Annotated in this window: 14 protein-coding genes and 1 pseudogene; 11 read left to right on the top strand and 4 right to left on the bottom strand. The window is 60.9% G+C overall.

Going from position 1 to position 15,874, the window contains the following annotated elements:
* Positions 1–2 precede the first annotated feature (2 nt).
* From HWX08_RS33655 to HWX08_RS33635, 5 genes are all read left to right on the top strand, one after another.
* Positions 3–1,853, top strand: coding sequence for a phage integrase family protein (locus HWX08_RS33655; protein ID WP_058904003.1), 1,851 nt, complete (start codon positions 3–5; stop codon positions 1,851–1,853).
* 95 nt (positions 1,854–1,948) lie between these two features.
* Positions 1,949–2,893, top strand: a complete 945-nt coding sequence (locus HWX08_RS33650; RefSeq protein WP_058904002.1) for a hypothetical protein — start codon at positions 1,949–1,951, stop codon at positions 2,891–2,893.
* A gap of 167 nt (positions 2,894–3,060) precedes the next feature.
* Positions 3,061–3,309, top strand: coding sequence for a hypothetical protein (locus HWX08_RS33645; RefSeq protein ID WP_058904001.1), 249 nt, complete (start codon positions 3,061–3,063; stop codon positions 3,307–3,309).
* A 7-nt stretch (positions 3,310–3,316) separates the two neighbouring features.
* Positions 3,317–4,117 carry an FRG domain-containing protein gene (locus HWX08_RS33640; protein WP_063812477.1) on the top strand — a complete coding sequence of 267 codons (801 nt, stop codon included), beginning with the start codon at positions 3,317–3,319 and terminating at the stop codon, positions 4,115–4,117.
* Positions 4,118–4,296: 179 nt separating this feature from the next.
* The gene (locus tag HWX08_RS33635) at positions 4,297–5,316 is read left to right on the top strand and encodes a hypothetical protein (RefSeq protein ID WP_058904000.1); all 1,020 of its coding nucleotides are present in this window, start codon (positions 4,297–4,299) and stop codon (positions 5,314–5,316) included.
* A 6-nt stretch (positions 5,317–5,322) separates the two neighbouring features.
* Here the strand turns inward: HWX08_RS33635 and HWX08_RS33630 are convergent, their stop codons facing one another.
* From HWX08_RS33630 to HWX08_RS33625, 3 genes and pseudogenes are all read right to left on the bottom strand, one after another.
* A complete protein-coding gene (locus HWX08_RS33630) occupies positions 5,323–5,742 on the bottom strand; it encodes a hypothetical protein (protein WP_058903999.1) in 420 nt (139 codons plus the stop codon).
* A 22-nt stretch (positions 5,743–5,764) separates the two neighbouring features.
* Positions 5,765–5,872 (bottom strand): annotated as a pseudogene (locus HWX08_RS34545) (H-NS family nucleoid-associated regulatory protein); the annotation flags it as partial.
* A gap of 3 nt (positions 5,873–5,875) precedes the next feature.
* On the bottom strand, positions 5,876–6,919 hold the full coding sequence (locus HWX08_RS33625; protein WP_077195145.1) for a hypothetical protein: 1,044 nt from the start codon (positions 6,917–6,919) through the stop codon (positions 5,876–5,878).
* A gap of 363 nt (positions 6,920–7,282) precedes the next feature.
* Between HWX08_RS33625 and HWX08_RS33620 the strand changes: the two genes are divergently transcribed.
* Complete coding sequence (locus tag HWX08_RS33620) at positions 7,283–7,660, top strand: DUF3592 domain-containing protein (protein ID WP_058903997.1); 378 nt, start codon at positions 7,283–7,285, stop codon at positions 7,658–7,660.
* Between the two features lie 20 nt (positions 7,661–7,680).
* Positions 7,681–8,253, top strand: coding sequence for a hypothetical protein (locus tag HWX08_RS33615; protein ID WP_058903996.1), 573 nt, complete (start codon positions 7,681–7,683; stop codon positions 8,251–8,253).
* Here the strand turns inward: HWX08_RS33615 and tssF are convergent, their stop codons facing one another.
* The gene (gene tssF / locus HWX08_RS33610; RefSeq protein WP_058903995.1) at positions 8,254–10,131 is read right to left on the bottom strand and encodes a type VI secretion system baseplate subunit TssF; all 1,878 of its coding nucleotides are present in this window, start codon (positions 10,129–10,131) and stop codon (positions 8,254–8,256) included.
* Positions 10,132–10,264: 133 nt separating this feature from the next.
* Between tssF and HWX08_RS33605 the strand changes: the two genes are divergently transcribed.
* The 4 genes from HWX08_RS33605 to HWX08_RS33590 are packed head-to-tail and all read left to right on the top strand — an operon-like array spanning position 10,265 to position 15,855.
* Complete coding sequence (locus HWX08_RS33605; RefSeq protein ID WP_058904124.1) at positions 10,265–12,376, top strand: type VI secretion system Vgr family protein; 2,112 nt, start codon at positions 10,265–10,267, stop codon at positions 12,374–12,376.
* Positions 12,377–12,380: 4 nt separating this feature from the next.
* Positions 12,381–13,796, top strand: coding sequence for a DUF2169 family type VI secretion system accessory protein (locus HWX08_RS33600; RefSeq protein ID WP_174922873.1), 1,416 nt, complete (start codon positions 12,381–12,383; stop codon positions 13,794–13,796).
* Entirely contained in the window at positions 13,789–15,174 is a 1,386-nt protein-coding gene (locus HWX08_RS33595) for a polymorphic toxin type 15 domain-containing protein (protein WP_174922872.1), read from the top strand. The genes HWX08_RS33600 and HWX08_RS33595 overlap by 8 nt, the downstream gene beginning before the upstream one ends.
* A gap of 12 nt (positions 15,175–15,186) precedes the next feature.
* Complete coding sequence (locus tag HWX08_RS33590) at positions 15,187–15,855, top strand: GAD-like domain-containing protein (protein ID WP_060311642.1); 669 nt, start codon at positions 15,187–15,189, stop codon at positions 15,853–15,855.
* Positions 15,856–15,874 lie beyond the last annotated feature (19 nt).

Raw genomic sequence — 15,874 nt, 5'->3', positions numbered from 1 at the left:
CCATGGCAAATCGCCCCCAGGAGCTGACCCAGATGCCGTTGCGCAGCTACAGCCGTACCGAATTCACGGCGCTGCGCGCGCGGGTGAAAGGTCTGCCGCTCGAGACGATCGAGCGCCTGTACTTCGACCGCGATGCCGTTGAGCCGGTCGACGTCGCGCAGCTGCTGCGCACGATGCGCGACGACCTGGTCGCGGCGGCCCTGCGCGATGGGTCGCCGGTATTGAAATCCCACCTGCAGGCGGCGATCGACAAATACGGCGAGCCGCGCCTGACACCCGTGTCGCTGCAGCTGATCGAGCAGGTCGCCGCGCAATGGGCGATCGCAACGCCGCAGGCCGAGCATCCGGTGGGCCGCTGGTTCCGGCCGCTCGTTGCCGCGCGCCTCGAGAGCGAGGGCATCCATACGCTCGGCGAGCTCGTCGCGTTCGTGAATCGCCGCGGCGGGCAGTGGTGGCGATCGGTGCCGCGCGTCGGCATCGGTCGCGCCCGGGTGCTGGTCGCTTGGCTCAAGCGTCACGCAGCGTCGATCGGCGCGGCCGTCGCTGTCGAGGTCGACGCCGGCGACGCGCTCGCGCCGACGTCGGCGAGCGTCACCGCCGGCGCCGGCCAGCTGGCCCCGCTCGAGCGCCTGACACTTCCCGTCGAGTTGTCGGGTGCCAACGGGGCAAACCGCGCTCCTGTGTTCGCGTATCTCGGCGCGGCGCACGACTTGGACGCGGTGCGGGCGTACCTGCATCGATACGACGACCGGCCTGCGACGCAGCGGGTCTACAGGAAGGAGCTCGAGCGCCTGGTGCTGTGGTGCGTGGCAGAGCGCGGCGTCGCGCTGTCGTCGATGAGGGTCGAGGATTGCGAGGCGTACAAGGCGTTTCTCGCCGCACCGGGCGAGCGCTTTACGGGGCCACCGGTAGCGCGCACGAGTCGCCAGTGGCGACCGTTCGCGCCGGGCGGCCTGTCACCGGAAAGCCAGCGTTACGCGGTGCGCGCGATTCGCGCGGCATTCACTTGGCTGGTGGCGGTGCGATACCTGGCTGGCAATCCTTGGGCGGCGGTCGCCGATCCGAGCGTCGTCAGGCGCGTGCGCAAGCTGCAGGTGGAGCGGGCGTTACCGCTCGACCTCTGGACGCGAGTGCGCGCAACGCTGGCCGAACGGAGTGAGCTGCAGGGTCCGAGCGGGCCGCGCTGGCGCGCCGCGCGTGCGTTGCTGCTGCTGATGGGGGATGGCGGCCTGCGGGTCGCCGAGGCGGCCGCGGCGACGCGTACGGGACTCGTCTGGATGCCGGCGGATGACGACGCGCCGGCCAGCTGGTTGCTTGAGGTGATCGGCAAGGGCAACAAGCAACGCTACGTGCCGATCAGCGACGAGTGCGTCGACGCGCTGCGTGCGCACTGGCGTGATCGCGGCCAAGATCTCGACGCGGCGGCCGCGGCGAAGCCGCCCGGGGTGCCCCTGGTGGCGCCGCTGGTCATCCCGCCGACGCCGCGTGCGCGCAAGAAATTCGGCGAACCCGTCGACTGCGAGGAAGAGAGCGCCGGCGTCACAACCGGTGGCGGCTACTCTGTGCGCGGTGCGCGCGGGCTCACGCAATGGGCAATCGGGCAACTGCTCGAATTTATGCCGGACCTGAGCGAGGCCGAGCGCCGCAAGCTATCGAGCACGTCGCCGCACGCGTTCCGGCACACGGTCGGCACCCAGATGCTGGCCGCCGGCGTCGCACTCGAGGTCGTGCAGCGCACGCTCGGACACGCGTCGCTCGGTACGACGTCAATTTATGTGTCGCCTGAAGAGACGCGGATGCGCCGTGAGGCGGCGAAGTACCATGCACGGCTCGCCCGGAAAAACTCCGCGTAGAGAGCACGGTGAGCTGGCCGGTTGCAGGATTCGCCTCCAAAACGGTGAGCAAAAATTCAGTTAGAGCAGCCGACGCAACGTGATCGAAGGAAACCATGACCACCATTGAACAAAAACAATTCCGGCTGCATGTGCCGTTTGAGATGCGCGGCGGCGACTTTTCGCAGGCCACGGGTGCTTCCGTGACGCTATTCGGACATCGCGCGACTTTGTTCGCGGCTCCGACCGTCGGCGAACCGACCGATATGGCCAGGGAGTGGACCCACTGGCTCTTGTTCGACGCGATGAACGAGTCGGACGCTCAGCGCCTCATAGAGACGCTTCGCACGCGAATCCCAGCCTTCTCGGTATTTGCAGGCGCCGTTGGTAATGTCGTTTTGAGCATTCCGGCTTCCGAGCCGCAAAAAGCACCGGCGTCTGCGGTAGGGCGAGCGATCTTTAACGGCCCCGAGATCACACTGGTACCGGCCGACCAAATTTCCTCTCCGCTGTGGGCTGGCGGATATGGAATGGTTCGGTATCCCGCCGCCTTGTTGGAAGGGCTAAACCAGTGCCCGCCCGTGTCCGACGAGCGTTTGTTGGCCGCCCTGGAACTTTGGATGGTGGCGAGTTACGAAAATCTGCCGCGGACGAAATTCCTGACGTACATGACGATCCTCGATTCCCTGTCGACGCAGGCAAAGCGAGACGAGAAGGTTGTCCGATGGATCGAGGAGAAGATTCGAGAGGCGAATGATCTGGGTGATCCGGGTATCGTAGGGGCATTGGGGAACCTCAGGCGGGTATCCCACAAAGCGGCGCTCCGCGCGCTGGTCATTCGTGCGGCTAATCAGGAAGGGCAATCCGGACCGGAAGCCGCCGAGAAAGCGAAGTTGGCCGCCGCGCTGTATGACGCCCGTTCCGAACTCTCTCATCAAGGGGCTGCGGGAAAGATCGATGCCGAGAAGGCGCGCGAGCTCACCGCCTTTGTCTTGCGCGCTGCGATCGGGTCACCTTCGATCCTCGATCCCCACGAACCGGAGCATCAACGAGGTCTATAAAATCAGCATCCAAGCGAGCGAGTCGACGCGGCGTATGAAATTGCCCACGATCGTCGCTTTCTCGTAGAAACCAGCTGCACGAACGCAGCCGCAGCGCTATCGGTACCGGACAGCCATACAGAGGCCGTGGCACAACACGACCAATACAACCACCTGAGGGACCACACATGAACAGCCTGACCTACGAACAGATCACCAAACGCGCCGAGCGCGAGATTCACGACGCGATGCAGCGTGCCGCCACTTGCGAATTCGGCAGCTATGGTCTCGGGCTCGCGGTCGGGGAGGCCCGTGGCGCATTCGCGTTGTGGGAGGCGCTCGTTGACACTCAGGGGACATCGCAGTCCGTCGAAGCTCGCGCGGATCGTGTTCGCCTCGAGAAAATCGCCTATGCGAAGTTGACGCCAGCTGCGTGAGGGCGCTATGCGAGAAGCGAACGATATTTCACTGACGAGCCGTGCCGAACAACACATTGCGACGGTTAGCAGCCTAGCGAGCTATCTTCAGGCGATCAACCGACACATCGACGGCGACACGAAGGTCCTTTTTCGAGGTCAGCGCGAGGAGCAGTGGATGCTCAAGCCAAGCATCGCGCGACACCCTCGCGTGTGGGCCGACACTGAGCAGGCGATGTTGCGGGAGTTTAAGGAGCGGGCGATACCGCATCTCGAATCGACCGTCGATCTCGGCGATGCGGACTGGCTGGCGATTGCGCAACATCACAATATGCCGACTCGCTTGCTCGACTGGAGCGGCAGTGCGCTCGCCGCGCTCTGGTTCGCGATTCATCAGCCGGCAGCGCCGACAAAGGGCCGCAGGCGTGCGCCGGACGCCGCTGTCTGGATTCTTCGATATACCGGAAAGGACCTGATTCGCGACGACGAGCGCTCTGATGCACTCGCTGTCGAGCGCACGCCGCTTCTGAAACCGCGCCACGTGTCGCGTCGGATCGCGGCACAAGATGGCTGGTTCAGCCTGCATCGGGGGCACGTTAACGATGCGCGGATCAGTTTCGTATCTCTCGATACGAACCAGGCATATAAGGATCGGTTGCATTACGTAAGGATCCCTGCGCGTGCGTTCGGGCGAATGCGCACAGAGCTGAAAATCGCCGGCATCAGCCGGGCCGTGTTGTTTCCCGACCTCGAAGGAGTGGCCGGTGTTGTGACGGCGATGCACCTCTATCCTGACGACGAAATTCCGGCTCGACTTGGGTCACTTTAGTGACGTTGATTCGGCCGGTGGACGAAGGCGCGAACAACCTTCATCCGATGTCGGCAAGCGACAGAGCGACGCGGGCCGCGAAGACTGTGGGTATATCGGCCGCCTTCCAATAACGGCCAAGCACGGTGTCCAGCGTCCGGCCGGAACCTATGCAGGCCTATTAAGAAACTCGAAAACAAATGAAGACCATCTGGAAGAATCCCGGGGCATGGCTGGGCTTGGCCGCATTGCTGTGGGCACTTGTGGGCTCGGCATTCGCACACATGTTGGCGCACATCACCGCGTCGGTGGTTGATACGATAAACGTGGTGGTTTGCGTGTTGCTCGCGAGCATCGCGACAGTGCGTGTGCGGGTTCTCTTCAACGAACAGGACGCTTCGTCGCAGCGCGACAATCGGCGCCCCGACCTGCTTCAACTGCGCGTTTCGTATTTCTTGCTATCCATTTTGGTTGCCGCTTTTGCACTTCTTGCAGTCTTGCTGAATGGACTGTTCTTGACGGACCGCTCGCAAGCGGCGTTCGAGGCGCAACGGAATGCATTCCTCAATGACCCGAATGGGTTCTCAGCTGTCCGCGCGTATGCACGGGAAAATTTTGGCAAGATCCTTGTGCTTGGTGACAAGGGCTCTAACTGGGCCAACACCACGCTGTTGATACCTAATGCGTCGGGCGCCAATATGGCGATCCGCGCGGGATACTGTCTGCTGGGCTTCAATGAACCGGTCTTCATGAAGACCTTTTCGCCACCTGGCGAGGTCGATCCCGAGCTGTGGGAACGCGGCATTCTGATGCACGAATTCGGACACTGCGTCGACGTCTCGCGAGATCTCCCTCCGGAAGCGACGAATGGTATTGGACACCGATCGATCGCGCCGCGAGACGTAGCCGCGGTCCACGATCTCGATAGCTTTCTCGTGGTCGAAGATCGCCGGCCGACGGTGCTGTGGCGCGAGGCATTCGCAGACATCTTCGCGATCGGTTACTGGCGTCTGAACGATCCTTCGGCGGCGTCTGCCTTGACCGATGCCCTCTATCGAAAACGGCAAAAATTGGCGGGCGACGACAAGGACCACGCGACTACGTGCTGGGTCAAGTATGCGACTTCGCCTAAGGCGCCACCGCTACCAGTGACCAACCATGGCTTACTGGAATGGGCGGACGCGGTTCGATCGTCCGCACCATGTCACGTGAACGGCTGAGAAAGATCAGGGAGACTGGGTAGCGAGCTGACCGACGCGCTCGGTGGTTTCAAACCGTCGTCTGAATATTTGTTCATACGCACGCCCGACCTCGACCGGCAATACCCGGAGGCCGTGATCGCGAAGCCACGCGAAAGTGTGTCGGCCGTCATTAAAAGACACTTCGCCGGCGACCAGCGAGAGGCTTGGAACGAAAATAGCCTTCCTTCCGATATTCGCCGCCAAAAAAGTACCGACGGCCGAGTACTTGCCGATCTGGGTCGACCCGATTCCGCCTGGACCGACGTAGTGATCCCGCGTCTTGCACCACGACGTGTCTAGTAGGTCGATCGCAATCCAGACTACCGGATCGGGCGTTTCGCCCCAGTCTTCTGCGATTGCGCGCGGAGCCCATACCAGCTGTCGAAAGTCCACAATGGCGTCCATCTTTCACAGTCCCCACCCGGCATTACGCATCGTCGCCTGGCCACCACGGTTGCGGCATGCGATCGACCGCATAGTCGCTGAGATCCTTCCCGACCAACCACTTAGGCCACGGACCACGACCGGACCAAGCCATTCATTCCGCCCCGCCCGATTCGGGGTTGCGAACGCGATAGTCCTTCTCGACGACGCCACGATCACTGCCGGCGTTCACGACGGCTGGGCGTACCCACGTCACCCGATCTTCCAGCCGTCGAATATGACCGCGCCTCAGGTGCGTGCGAGGCGCGGCATGTGAGCCCGATCCTTTCGCGCCGCTCGCCGGCTTGCTCGCCGCGACCTGCAAAACCTTGTACGAAAAAAAAGGCGGCCGCCGCGTGGCCAGCCGTCGCGCGTTCATTGCAGGCTTAGGGTGTATATCGACTGTTCCGACGTTTGCGCAATTCAATACCGCGCAGGCCTGAATTGCCATATGCACTTCGTCGTTAGCGTCATAGGTCATGCGGGCAAACGCCGCATCGACATCGCCATGGCTTTGCGCAACAACGACGTCAAACATTTCCTGAAGTAGAACAAAAGGCTCCGCGAAATGCTCCACCGCGTTGCGATGAAGTCGCCCCGTGCTTTCCTTCACATCACGCATCATCTGGGTCATTCGAGTAGGCGTGTGCCCCTCGGGTATCCGGAACTCCCTCGGCACGAATGTCCCGCCGGCGCCCGGATTCCACGTTTTCAGATCGTCGGAGTAGTAGATCGGATAAACGAAAACACCACCTTCCGGATAGTGCTCACGGAAAAGCGGTATTTCCCTGAGTCCCCGAACGGGCATTTGATTTTCGGTCATCTCCCAACACAGCGCAATCCGCCGTGTAGACAGGCTTTCTGTCACTCCGGCCACGGTCGCAGCTGGCGTGGCGTCCTTGTGCCAAGGTGCCTCGAACACCGTCACCGGGTACGGTAGCCGCAACAGCTCGAGGTGCGTTTCCCGAACATTTTCAGTGTCGATCAGTTCCGCGCAGTTTGGCAGCAGAAACTTTGGCGCCGTCGACAGCATCTGGATCACAGTTTCCAGGCGCGCAGCGGCGATGGTCAGCCCGCCCATTCGGGTGTTCCGTGCGGTCTCCTTCAGATCCTCGATCGCATGTGTGCAGTAGTTAACCGGTGTGATGGCATCCGACATGATGAAGGGAACAGTGAGTGAAAGGCCTATTTTGCTACATGCCCAGACTATAGGCATGTTCGAGCGAATGCGACAGCCGGACGGCGGCGATCGCCGTGTTGGTCACCTTTATCGACACATCGCGGAATGGCTCGGCCCCGAGACCGTCGCGGTGACGGCCTGACCGATGGCGGAGCGGCGTCAGCTGCTGTTGCTCCGCATCGCCTGCCCGATCGAATCTATCGGCGGCGAACCCCGCGACCGCTTCTTCCGCCAAAACTGCACGGCCCTGGGCGACGATGAACGACGAAGGGCAGTACGCTAAAATCCATCCCGAGCACGCCTGCGTGATTGGCTTGCAAACGAAAGAGATCGAGAGGGCACATGTTCAAGGCTACCGTAGGCATTGTGATTGGCGTCGCCTTTCTCATCATTGCGGCGATCATCGGTTGGTCTACTCGAGGTTTCCTGCAGACGGCGATCGCGGTTCCCGGTGAGGTTGTCAGCCTCAACGCCGGCGGGAGTCACCCCCAGATCGAGTTCGTGACGAAAACGGGCGAACGCGTATCGTATCCGCAGGGCGGAATGATCTACGGCACTAAGGTCGGCGATAAGGTCACCGTGCTCTATCAGCCGGAGGCGCCTGCGCGGACTGCCACGATCGACAGGATCGGCGCCGTGTGGAACTGGACTTTGATGGCGACTATATTCGGCGTCGGATTCATTCTCTTCGCGTTGATGAATCTCCCGCCCAAAAAATAACAGCACTGAGAGGATCGGCCGTGTCAATTCTGAGACCCAGCAACTGGAGCTACAAGACGGGTGCGACAGGCGGCGTCAGCATCGAATTCGTCGTCGCCTCCGGCGGCACCATTGTTCTCGCGGACCCTAGCGGAAAAGAGATCGACTTCTATTATGGTGGCGTGGGTGTCGGCATAGGTTTCGGGCTTCGTGTCCCGAAAATCAAACTCCCGCGATTTTCTCTGCCGGAGCTCAAGATCCCGAAGATCGCTGGGCACGAGGTAGGGGGCGCGGGCTCTGCCAAGTCCTTCGACAGCGCCGGGCTCATCTACATGGCGCCGGCGTTCCACGGAACTGAACTCTCCGAGTCTGACTTCCAGGGCGCCACAGTGTACCTCGACGGCGGAGTAGGCATCGGATACGGCAAGGCCGGGTCGGCCATGATCCTCGGCATCAATTCCGCGCAGCTCGCGCTGGGGTTGTCGAATCCCGCCATGGCCTGGCTGGCCGAGATCGCGATCGCGCATGCTCCTGCGGTTCTACTCATGGGTGGCACGACCGTCGGCTTGCAGGCAGGTGCTGGTGCCGGCATTCTCGTCGGCTATCTGCATTAACTAAATCAACGGGCGCGTGCCGGGCCGCGCGGCACATCGCTGCAGCTCCCTACCTGTTTGCGCCGAGCAAATGACCAACTCGACGTAGCTGTTCGTCGGCGCGTACGGTGCGAACAGCGTGTCGAGCGTTCTCGCGAGAACATGTAGCGCAACGTCGCGCAACATGGTGTCGTCGAGCGACACCACCACTTCAACCCCCCGCACGAACGACGGAAACTGATTGTCGAGCGGCATCCACCTGATCGCCGGTTTGTAGTCGAGGCCGGTGATCGCGTCGATACTGCGTTGCGCGACGATGCTCGCGCGCGGAGCGTGCAACCGCAAAAAATCTTTGAATGCCTTCAGTCCGGTTTGCGTCAGATCAAACGGGTGCAGAGACATGCCAGCGACGACTCGCCAAAGCGAGTCGTGTCCGCGCGGCAAGGCGCTAGGCAGAGTCGGACGCGTAAGAAGCCTGATCGGGCAGGTAAGCGCAGCGCCCTCGTGTAGCAGGTCACTGTCGGGCGCGCCGATCGGCAGCCTCGACGGCAGGTCGCCGTTGGTAGCCGTCACATCGACCTCAATCTGCGGATGCTTCGGTAGGACAGGGCCACCGTCTAACCCGACCAGCGAGAGCAGTAGCGGCGCGCGCGCCCGTCCTGCTCCGGCGTAGGGATCGCGAAACGCGGTCCAATAGACGATCGAGGAATCGGCCGGCCGCCCATGACTGAAGGCCTGATATGGCAGCACGGTAGTTCGGGGCGTATGCCCGGACAATGGCGAACTCTTTTCCGATTCGGCTTCCGCCCGGTCGCCCAGATGGACGGCGTCGATCGAGTACACATCGAGCGGGGCGCCGGTCTCCAGCGGTTCGGGCGTTACCGGGTACGCGATCTCGGTGCCCGTCAACTGGATCGGCATCGCATTGCGCGTGAACAGGTTGACGACGGGCGTGCAGAACAGCCGGAAGGCGCTAGCGTCAAGGTCAGTCAAGGCCGCCGCGGTGGTCGTCGGCACCCCTGCGTCCCGGATTGCGACGTGCAACGTGAGGCGCTTCGCTGCTGGAGCGCGTGCAGCGCGTCGCATCCGCCCCAGATCGACGTCAACGAAGTCGAACTTCTCGGGGAAGGCGAAAGACTCGACCAGAACTCGGTACGCTTCCGACGTGCTGGTCGATTCTCTCGGGAACAGCCGTTCATTGTCGCTGAAACCTACCGATTCGATCGGAATTTTAGATAATGCCGACCACCGACCGCTTTCCTCGACTTCGACAAACGCGGCGGCGGCCCGAAGCAACAGCGCATCGGCAAGCGCAGCAACCCGCGGTCGATCGCCGACCAGATGAACCCGCACTTGGCCAGACGGGATCGTGTCATCGAAAGTTTCGGTCGGCGACGCGCTCGCGAACGTGATCGAGAGGATGCCGGCCACCTTTTCGGGCAGCCGGGCAACGGCAGGCGCCAATGTGGCGGGGCTGTAGCGCGCAGCGTGAATGCGCAAAGGCGACAGCTTGACATCGTACGTCGTCTGAAACCGGCACGGTGCGGCATTGGCGTCGAGCAACGTGCCGCGGGGCATCACGAGCGGCGTCGTCAACTGGCCGAAGAGGTCCGTCGGATCGAATTGCGCGATCGCACAGGCAGGCATCGTCCGCAAGTACTGCGGGTACAGCACTTCGAGCAGTGATTCGGTGAATTCCGGATAGGTGTCCTCGAGCTTCGCATCGACCCGTGCGGCGAGCAGCGCGAACGTCTGGATCATCCTGTCGACGTGCAGATCGCCTTGCCCATTTGCAATCCCGAGCCTCGCGCCGATCTTTGGATAGCGATGGGCAAATTCCGCGATGCCGCGTAACAGCAGGCCAACCTCGTATTCGTAATGGGGCAGCAGGTTATCCATTCACCTTCCATGCAGCTCAGTCCCCATATACGAGGTTCAAGAAACGCAAAACTTGATCCTTCCGGGGGCAGGCAGTTTAAAATCCACCGACGAATAATATCCTGCCGTTCCTATGCGGGGTTCCGAGGGCACCATGCAACTGTCAGATATTCCAGGTTTCTTTGGGCTACAGAGCAATCGGCTGTTCACCATTCAGACGCCAATGAAGGGGCGATCGGATCTGGTGCTAGTCGATTTCCAGGGCACTGAAGGCTTATCTCAAAATTTCGAGTTTCATGTTCGGCTTGCTTCTCAAGACCCGAATATCGAACTCAAAAAGCTCATCGGCCAGCCCGTGACAATTACGTTACAGCTCACCGACGCATTGGCGAGCTCGGAAGAACGGTATTTCCACGGCTACGTCGGAAACTTTAGTCATCTCGATCACGACGGCAGCTTCACCGTTTATAGCGCCACACTCGTACCCTGGCTGTGGATGCTCTCGCGCAGTCGTGACATCCGCATTTTTCAGGAAGAAAACACCGAGGCCATTCTCGCGAAGGTCTTTAGACAGTACGGCAAGATTGCGTCGTTTGAGTTCCGGTTATCGAAAGCGACGAAGAACCGCAGCTACTGTACGCAGTACCGTGAAACCGATCTTGAGTTCGTTGAACGACTCATGCAGGAGGACGGGCTGTTCTTCTTCTTCGAGCACGCGAAAGACGGTCACAAGCTGGTCATCTCAGACAACTCGATCGCTGCAAAGCCGATCAGCGGCCGCAGCCCCGTGCTGCAGTATACGAAAGGCGAGGCGCTCGACAACCTGGCCGTCGTCACGTCATTCCAGGCTAGCCGGCAACTGGAGTCGAGTAGCGTCGGATTGAAGACGTTCGACTACAAGGTGCCGCACGCACGCCGCTATGTCTCGGGCGGCACCGAGGTGAATCAGGGCGAAGTCCCCGCGTACGAAGTCTACGATTACCTGGGTGAGCATGGCTTTCCGGACAGCGACCGCGGCGAAGCATTGACGCGTTTCAGGACGCAAGCTCTCGCGGCGCACAGCAAGGTTTTCATTGGGACGAGTACGAGCCGGCGGTTGTCGCCAGCGCAGTACTTCGAGCTCGACGACCACTACGATCATGGCACCACCAAGGCCGAGGATCGTCAGTTCTTGCTGACGACCGTCACGCACAGTGGCACGAACAACTACCAGGCCAGCGAGGGTGGTGCAACGTATCAGTGCAGCTTCGTCTGCATCCGCAAAAAGATCCCATATCGCCCGGCGTTCACGATCGAGCGACCCTCAATCATTGGGCCCCAGACGGCCGTCGTCGTGGGGCCGCAGGGCGAGGAAATATACACGGACAACCTCGGCCGCGTGAAGGTGCAGTTCCACTGGGATCGGCTTGGCAAGCGCGACCAGGGTAGCTCGTGCTGGGTGCGCGTCGGGCAACCGTGGGCTGGCCGCGGCTTCGGCATGATCCAGATCCCTCGGATCGGCGACGAGGTGGTCGTCATTTTCCTCGATGGTAGCCCGGACAGGCCCCTGATCATATCGAGCGTCTACAACTCCGCGAACATGCCGCCGTGGGTTCTGCCCGGCAATGCGACGCAAAGCGGGATTCTCACGCGCTCGACGAAGACCGGAAACGTCAACACGGCCAACGCGATTCGCTTCGAAGACAAGAAGGGCGCGGAGGAGGTCTGGTTGCACGCCGAAAAGGATCAGCGCATCGAGGTCGAGCACGACGAATCGCACTGGGTCGGCAACGACCGCACGAAGAACATCGATCACGACGAAACGGTGCACGTAAAGCATGATCGAACCGAAACCGTCGACAACAACGAAACGATCACGATCGGTGTGGATCGTACCGAGCATGTTGGCAACAACGAGACGCTGACGGTCGGCGGCAACCGGAACGAGACGATCAAGGGGATAGAGAACCTCCTGATCGCGCTGACGTCGACCGAGACGGTTGGACTCGCGAAAGCGCTGACAGTCGGCGGCGGATATCAGGTCACGGTCGCCGGCGCGGTCAACACGACCGCTGGCCTTGCGAGTGGCGAGGAAGTAGGTCTGTCCAAGACGACTATGGTCGGTCAGTCCTATACGATCAAGGCCGGTAAGGCTTTTGAGGTCACGGTCGGCAAGTCGACGTTTCGCATGGACGCAGACGGCAACATCACCCTCAAGGGCGTCAAGTTGCTGATAGAGGGATCTGGTCCGATAGAAATCAACGGAAAAGACGTGGATGTGAACTGACACGATGGAGTTCATCAACCACACTCCGTTTCCTGCGCTGGCCTTCGCCGGCGTCGACGCACGCAGCCAAGAATTCCACGTCATGGTTTTGCGGCAGACCCTGACGTGGAACGACCAGCGCGACCTCCATTTCTCTGACGCGCAACAACCGCTGTGTGAGGCAGACGAGTTCTTTGGTTCGGACATGCAGGGCAGTGTTCGACAGGAATCGGACTTGTGCCAGTACAAGCCGCGGTGCGACGTGATCGTTAACGCGACGGCTTATCCGCCCACCAGGGAGGATGGGAGCGTACCGACTAAATTCGGCGTTCGGCTTACCGTGAGTCGACCAGGCTCGCCCGTCCCGTTGCCACCGGAGCCGCATGGACTCAATCCGTTGATGCCAGCTTCGTCGGAACAAATCCAAGCATGGAAAGCGGAAGTCGAACGCGCGCGGGAGATGCCACCGCAAGGTGAGCGCCTGATCGAGAAGACGCTTACCGTGACGGGCAAACGTCACTTTGTTCGGCGGACAGGGTTGCGGCGTCTCGCGGCCGCGCTGGTCAAAATCGGCTCGTTGGGCGTTGTCCGTTTGCCCGCATGGCAATTAACGTCTCCGCAGCCAGCACGCGATATTCCGGTCAACTTGGAGCATGCATTTGGGGGGCAATGCCGTATCGAGATGGGAAACAACGCGGCCGACCGAGTCCCGAAGAAGCAACGGTTGACACCCGACCAGGCGGACGCTCATCCCGATGCGCCGCATGCCCCGGTCGCCCATGATGCGTTTTCAGCCAATGTCTCGGGACAGGGATTCGTCCGCGATTGGTATCTGGATGCGACGGGTCTCAACGCCGTTGCTGCGCCGCAAATCGAATATTCCACGCGACCCGTGACGGTGGCTGACTTCGATTCAGCTCGAAGAGGCAAGCTCGATGAATCGACGCCGATCGTCGCCGGATTCGGTGTTCGCCCGAAAGGGCATCCCGAGCGGGCTAAGTTGGTTGGGACCATCGATCGTGCGTTCATCGAAAGCGACGCGCCATTGCCGGCGGATTTTGATTTTGCCGTCTGGAACGCAGCATGGCCAGATCAGCAAGTGGATGCACTACGAGGCGATGAACAGATTGAGCTGGTGAATTTGTGCACGCAGACCACGCCGCGTGCTACCTGCGACCCCTCGGGCAACGTCACGTTGTCGTTGAAGCTTCTCGGCCACTTGCCGTTTGCACTAGTCCGGTTCGAAGACGGCAGCATCGGGGAGCTGGAGGCGCGACTCGACACCGTGCTGATCGATCCCCAGCGGCGCGAAGTAGCCTGCGTCTGGAGAGCGACGCTGGCGAAGCAGCCCGGCGTGCGTGTCCTCGAACTGCGCATGATCGAGCGCGGCGATGCCGATCTGATGGCGTCTGCGCAAGGTGAGGGGAGAGCGCATGGCTAATCAGCTCGGGGCTCGTAAAGACAGCGCGTTCAAGGCAGTTTCAACCGCTCCATCCATCAACAAGACACCGGTGGGCAGTAGTACGCCCCCGTTGCCGTATCCAGTGACGGAGGATTTGTCGAGCAGCCTGGGCACGGTGCCGAATGTGCGCTTCAACGGCGATCCCGCCTACGTGCTGAGCCAGAGCACGCAGCCGAGCTGTAAGGGGGACGCAGCCGGATCCTGCAACGGCGTGAAAAGCGGGACCGTCAGCGGCGAGGTCGAGCCGGTGAAGGGCTCGAGCACGGTCCGCATCACGGGCAAGCCGGTCATTCGCGAAGGCGATCCATGCACGCTTAATGGCGGAAATTGCCCGGGCATCTATGTGACCCAGTCTGCCCCGAGCGCATCGATCGAAGGCGGCAAGCCGAGCGCCAGCAGTAACCCGCCCGTCAAACCGGAGACCCCCAAGGAAGAAGGGTGGTGGGGGGCGGCAAGTCCGTGGGTACACGGCGTGCTGGGTGTCGCGAGTTTTGTGCCAGGACTCTCAGTTGTGACTGGGGCGGTGGACGCAGGAATCTATGCGGCCGAGGGCAACATGGTCGAGGCCGGCCTATCAGCAGCGAGCATGATCCCCGGCGGCAAAGTGGTGACCACGGCAGGCAAGATCGCAAAAGGTGCGGTGGGCCTCGCGAAGGGGGCGCATGTAGCAGAGGAGGCAGCGAAAGCGGCCAAGGTGGCGAGGGAGGCGGAAGAAGCAGCGAAGGCGGCCAAGTTGGCGAAGGAGGCCGAAGAGGCCAAGAAAGCCCAGGCGGAAGCTGAACGGCTTCGGAAGTTGAAGGAGGAGGGCGAAGCGGCTGAGAAGGGCAAAGACGGCCTCAAGGTCAAGCTGAAGCGGATGAAGGAGCACCTGGTGAAGTGCTTCAAGAAGAACGCGAAAGGCGATCCGAAGGAGTACGACCGTCAATTGCTCGAGCAGGAAAAGGGCTTGAACGACCTGAGTGTGAAGGAGTACCTAGAAGGGCGAGCCCGCTACCAAGAGATAGGGCGAGCGGGTACCGGTGCCGCGCAGGAACAGGCAAGAGCCGCGTACTCGGCCGAATTGGCGGCGAAGTTCGAAAAGGCGCTGGGCAAGCAGGGTATCGCAGGCGAGGCTGCCGCGGAGCAAGCCAAAGCGATGGCGGCTGAACGAATGAAGACACTGGCAGCGCTGCATAATCCAGACATGATCGCGGGTGGTAAGGATGTCGTCACCATGATGGGCGATCGCGGCGTCAACTCGTCCATCGGATCGCAATGGAAGGACCGCGTAGCTGACCTTGACGAAGCGGCGAAAAAAGTCCCTGAAGCGGAGCGAGGCGGGACTAAAATGAACGCTAAGCTCAAGCGATGCCAATAGTGAGGAAGCGCAATGGATAAGTTCATGGAGAATTTCTTGGGGTACAAGGAATTCGGACCGGCAATTGATCGGCGCGACGTGCCAGTGGAAAAGATCGAGAAATTCCGGGGCAAGCTGCCAAATAAACTTCTGGATTACTGGCAGGAGTACGGGTGGTGCGGATATGGTAAAGGGTTGCTGTGGACGGTCGATCCGGACGAATGGGAAGATGAACTAGAAGCGTGGATCGGCGAGACTGAATTCATGGAGCGCGATGCATATTACGTAATCGCGCGTACGGCTTTTGGCGGGCTGGTGCTGTGGGGCGAGAAGACTGGGCAGTCGCTGAAGGTCATCACACCGTATGGCATGATTTTTCCGTCATTCGATGAGGAGGAATACCAAGAGGATGGCCCGGATCTGACCATTCAGCTTTTTTTTAGCACAGCCAGCAAAGAGATGTTTGATCTGCTGGATAGCGAAAAAGCTCCCCTTTTCGAGCGCGCGCTTGAAAAATTGGGGCCTCTCGATCATACGACGATGTACGGGTTCGTACCGGCCCTCGCGCTCGGAGGGACACCGGAGCTCGAGCGCCTCCAAAAGCTCGATGCGCATGTCCATCTGGACATCTTGTCTCAGGTAACCGAAATACAGGTGATGCGGGACATTGGGCAAGATGCTCGGGATGCTGGATTGCTGTAGCAGAAGAATTACAAAATCC

The sequence above is a fragment of the Burkholderia metallica genome (assembly GCF_902832845.1).
Classification (GTDB): domain Bacteria; phylum Pseudomonadota; class Gammaproteobacteria; order Burkholderiales; family Burkholderiaceae; genus Burkholderia; species Burkholderia metallica.
The sequence above is the reverse complement of the archived record's forward strand: the minus strand, read 5'-3'. Positions and strand labels throughout refer to the sequence as shown.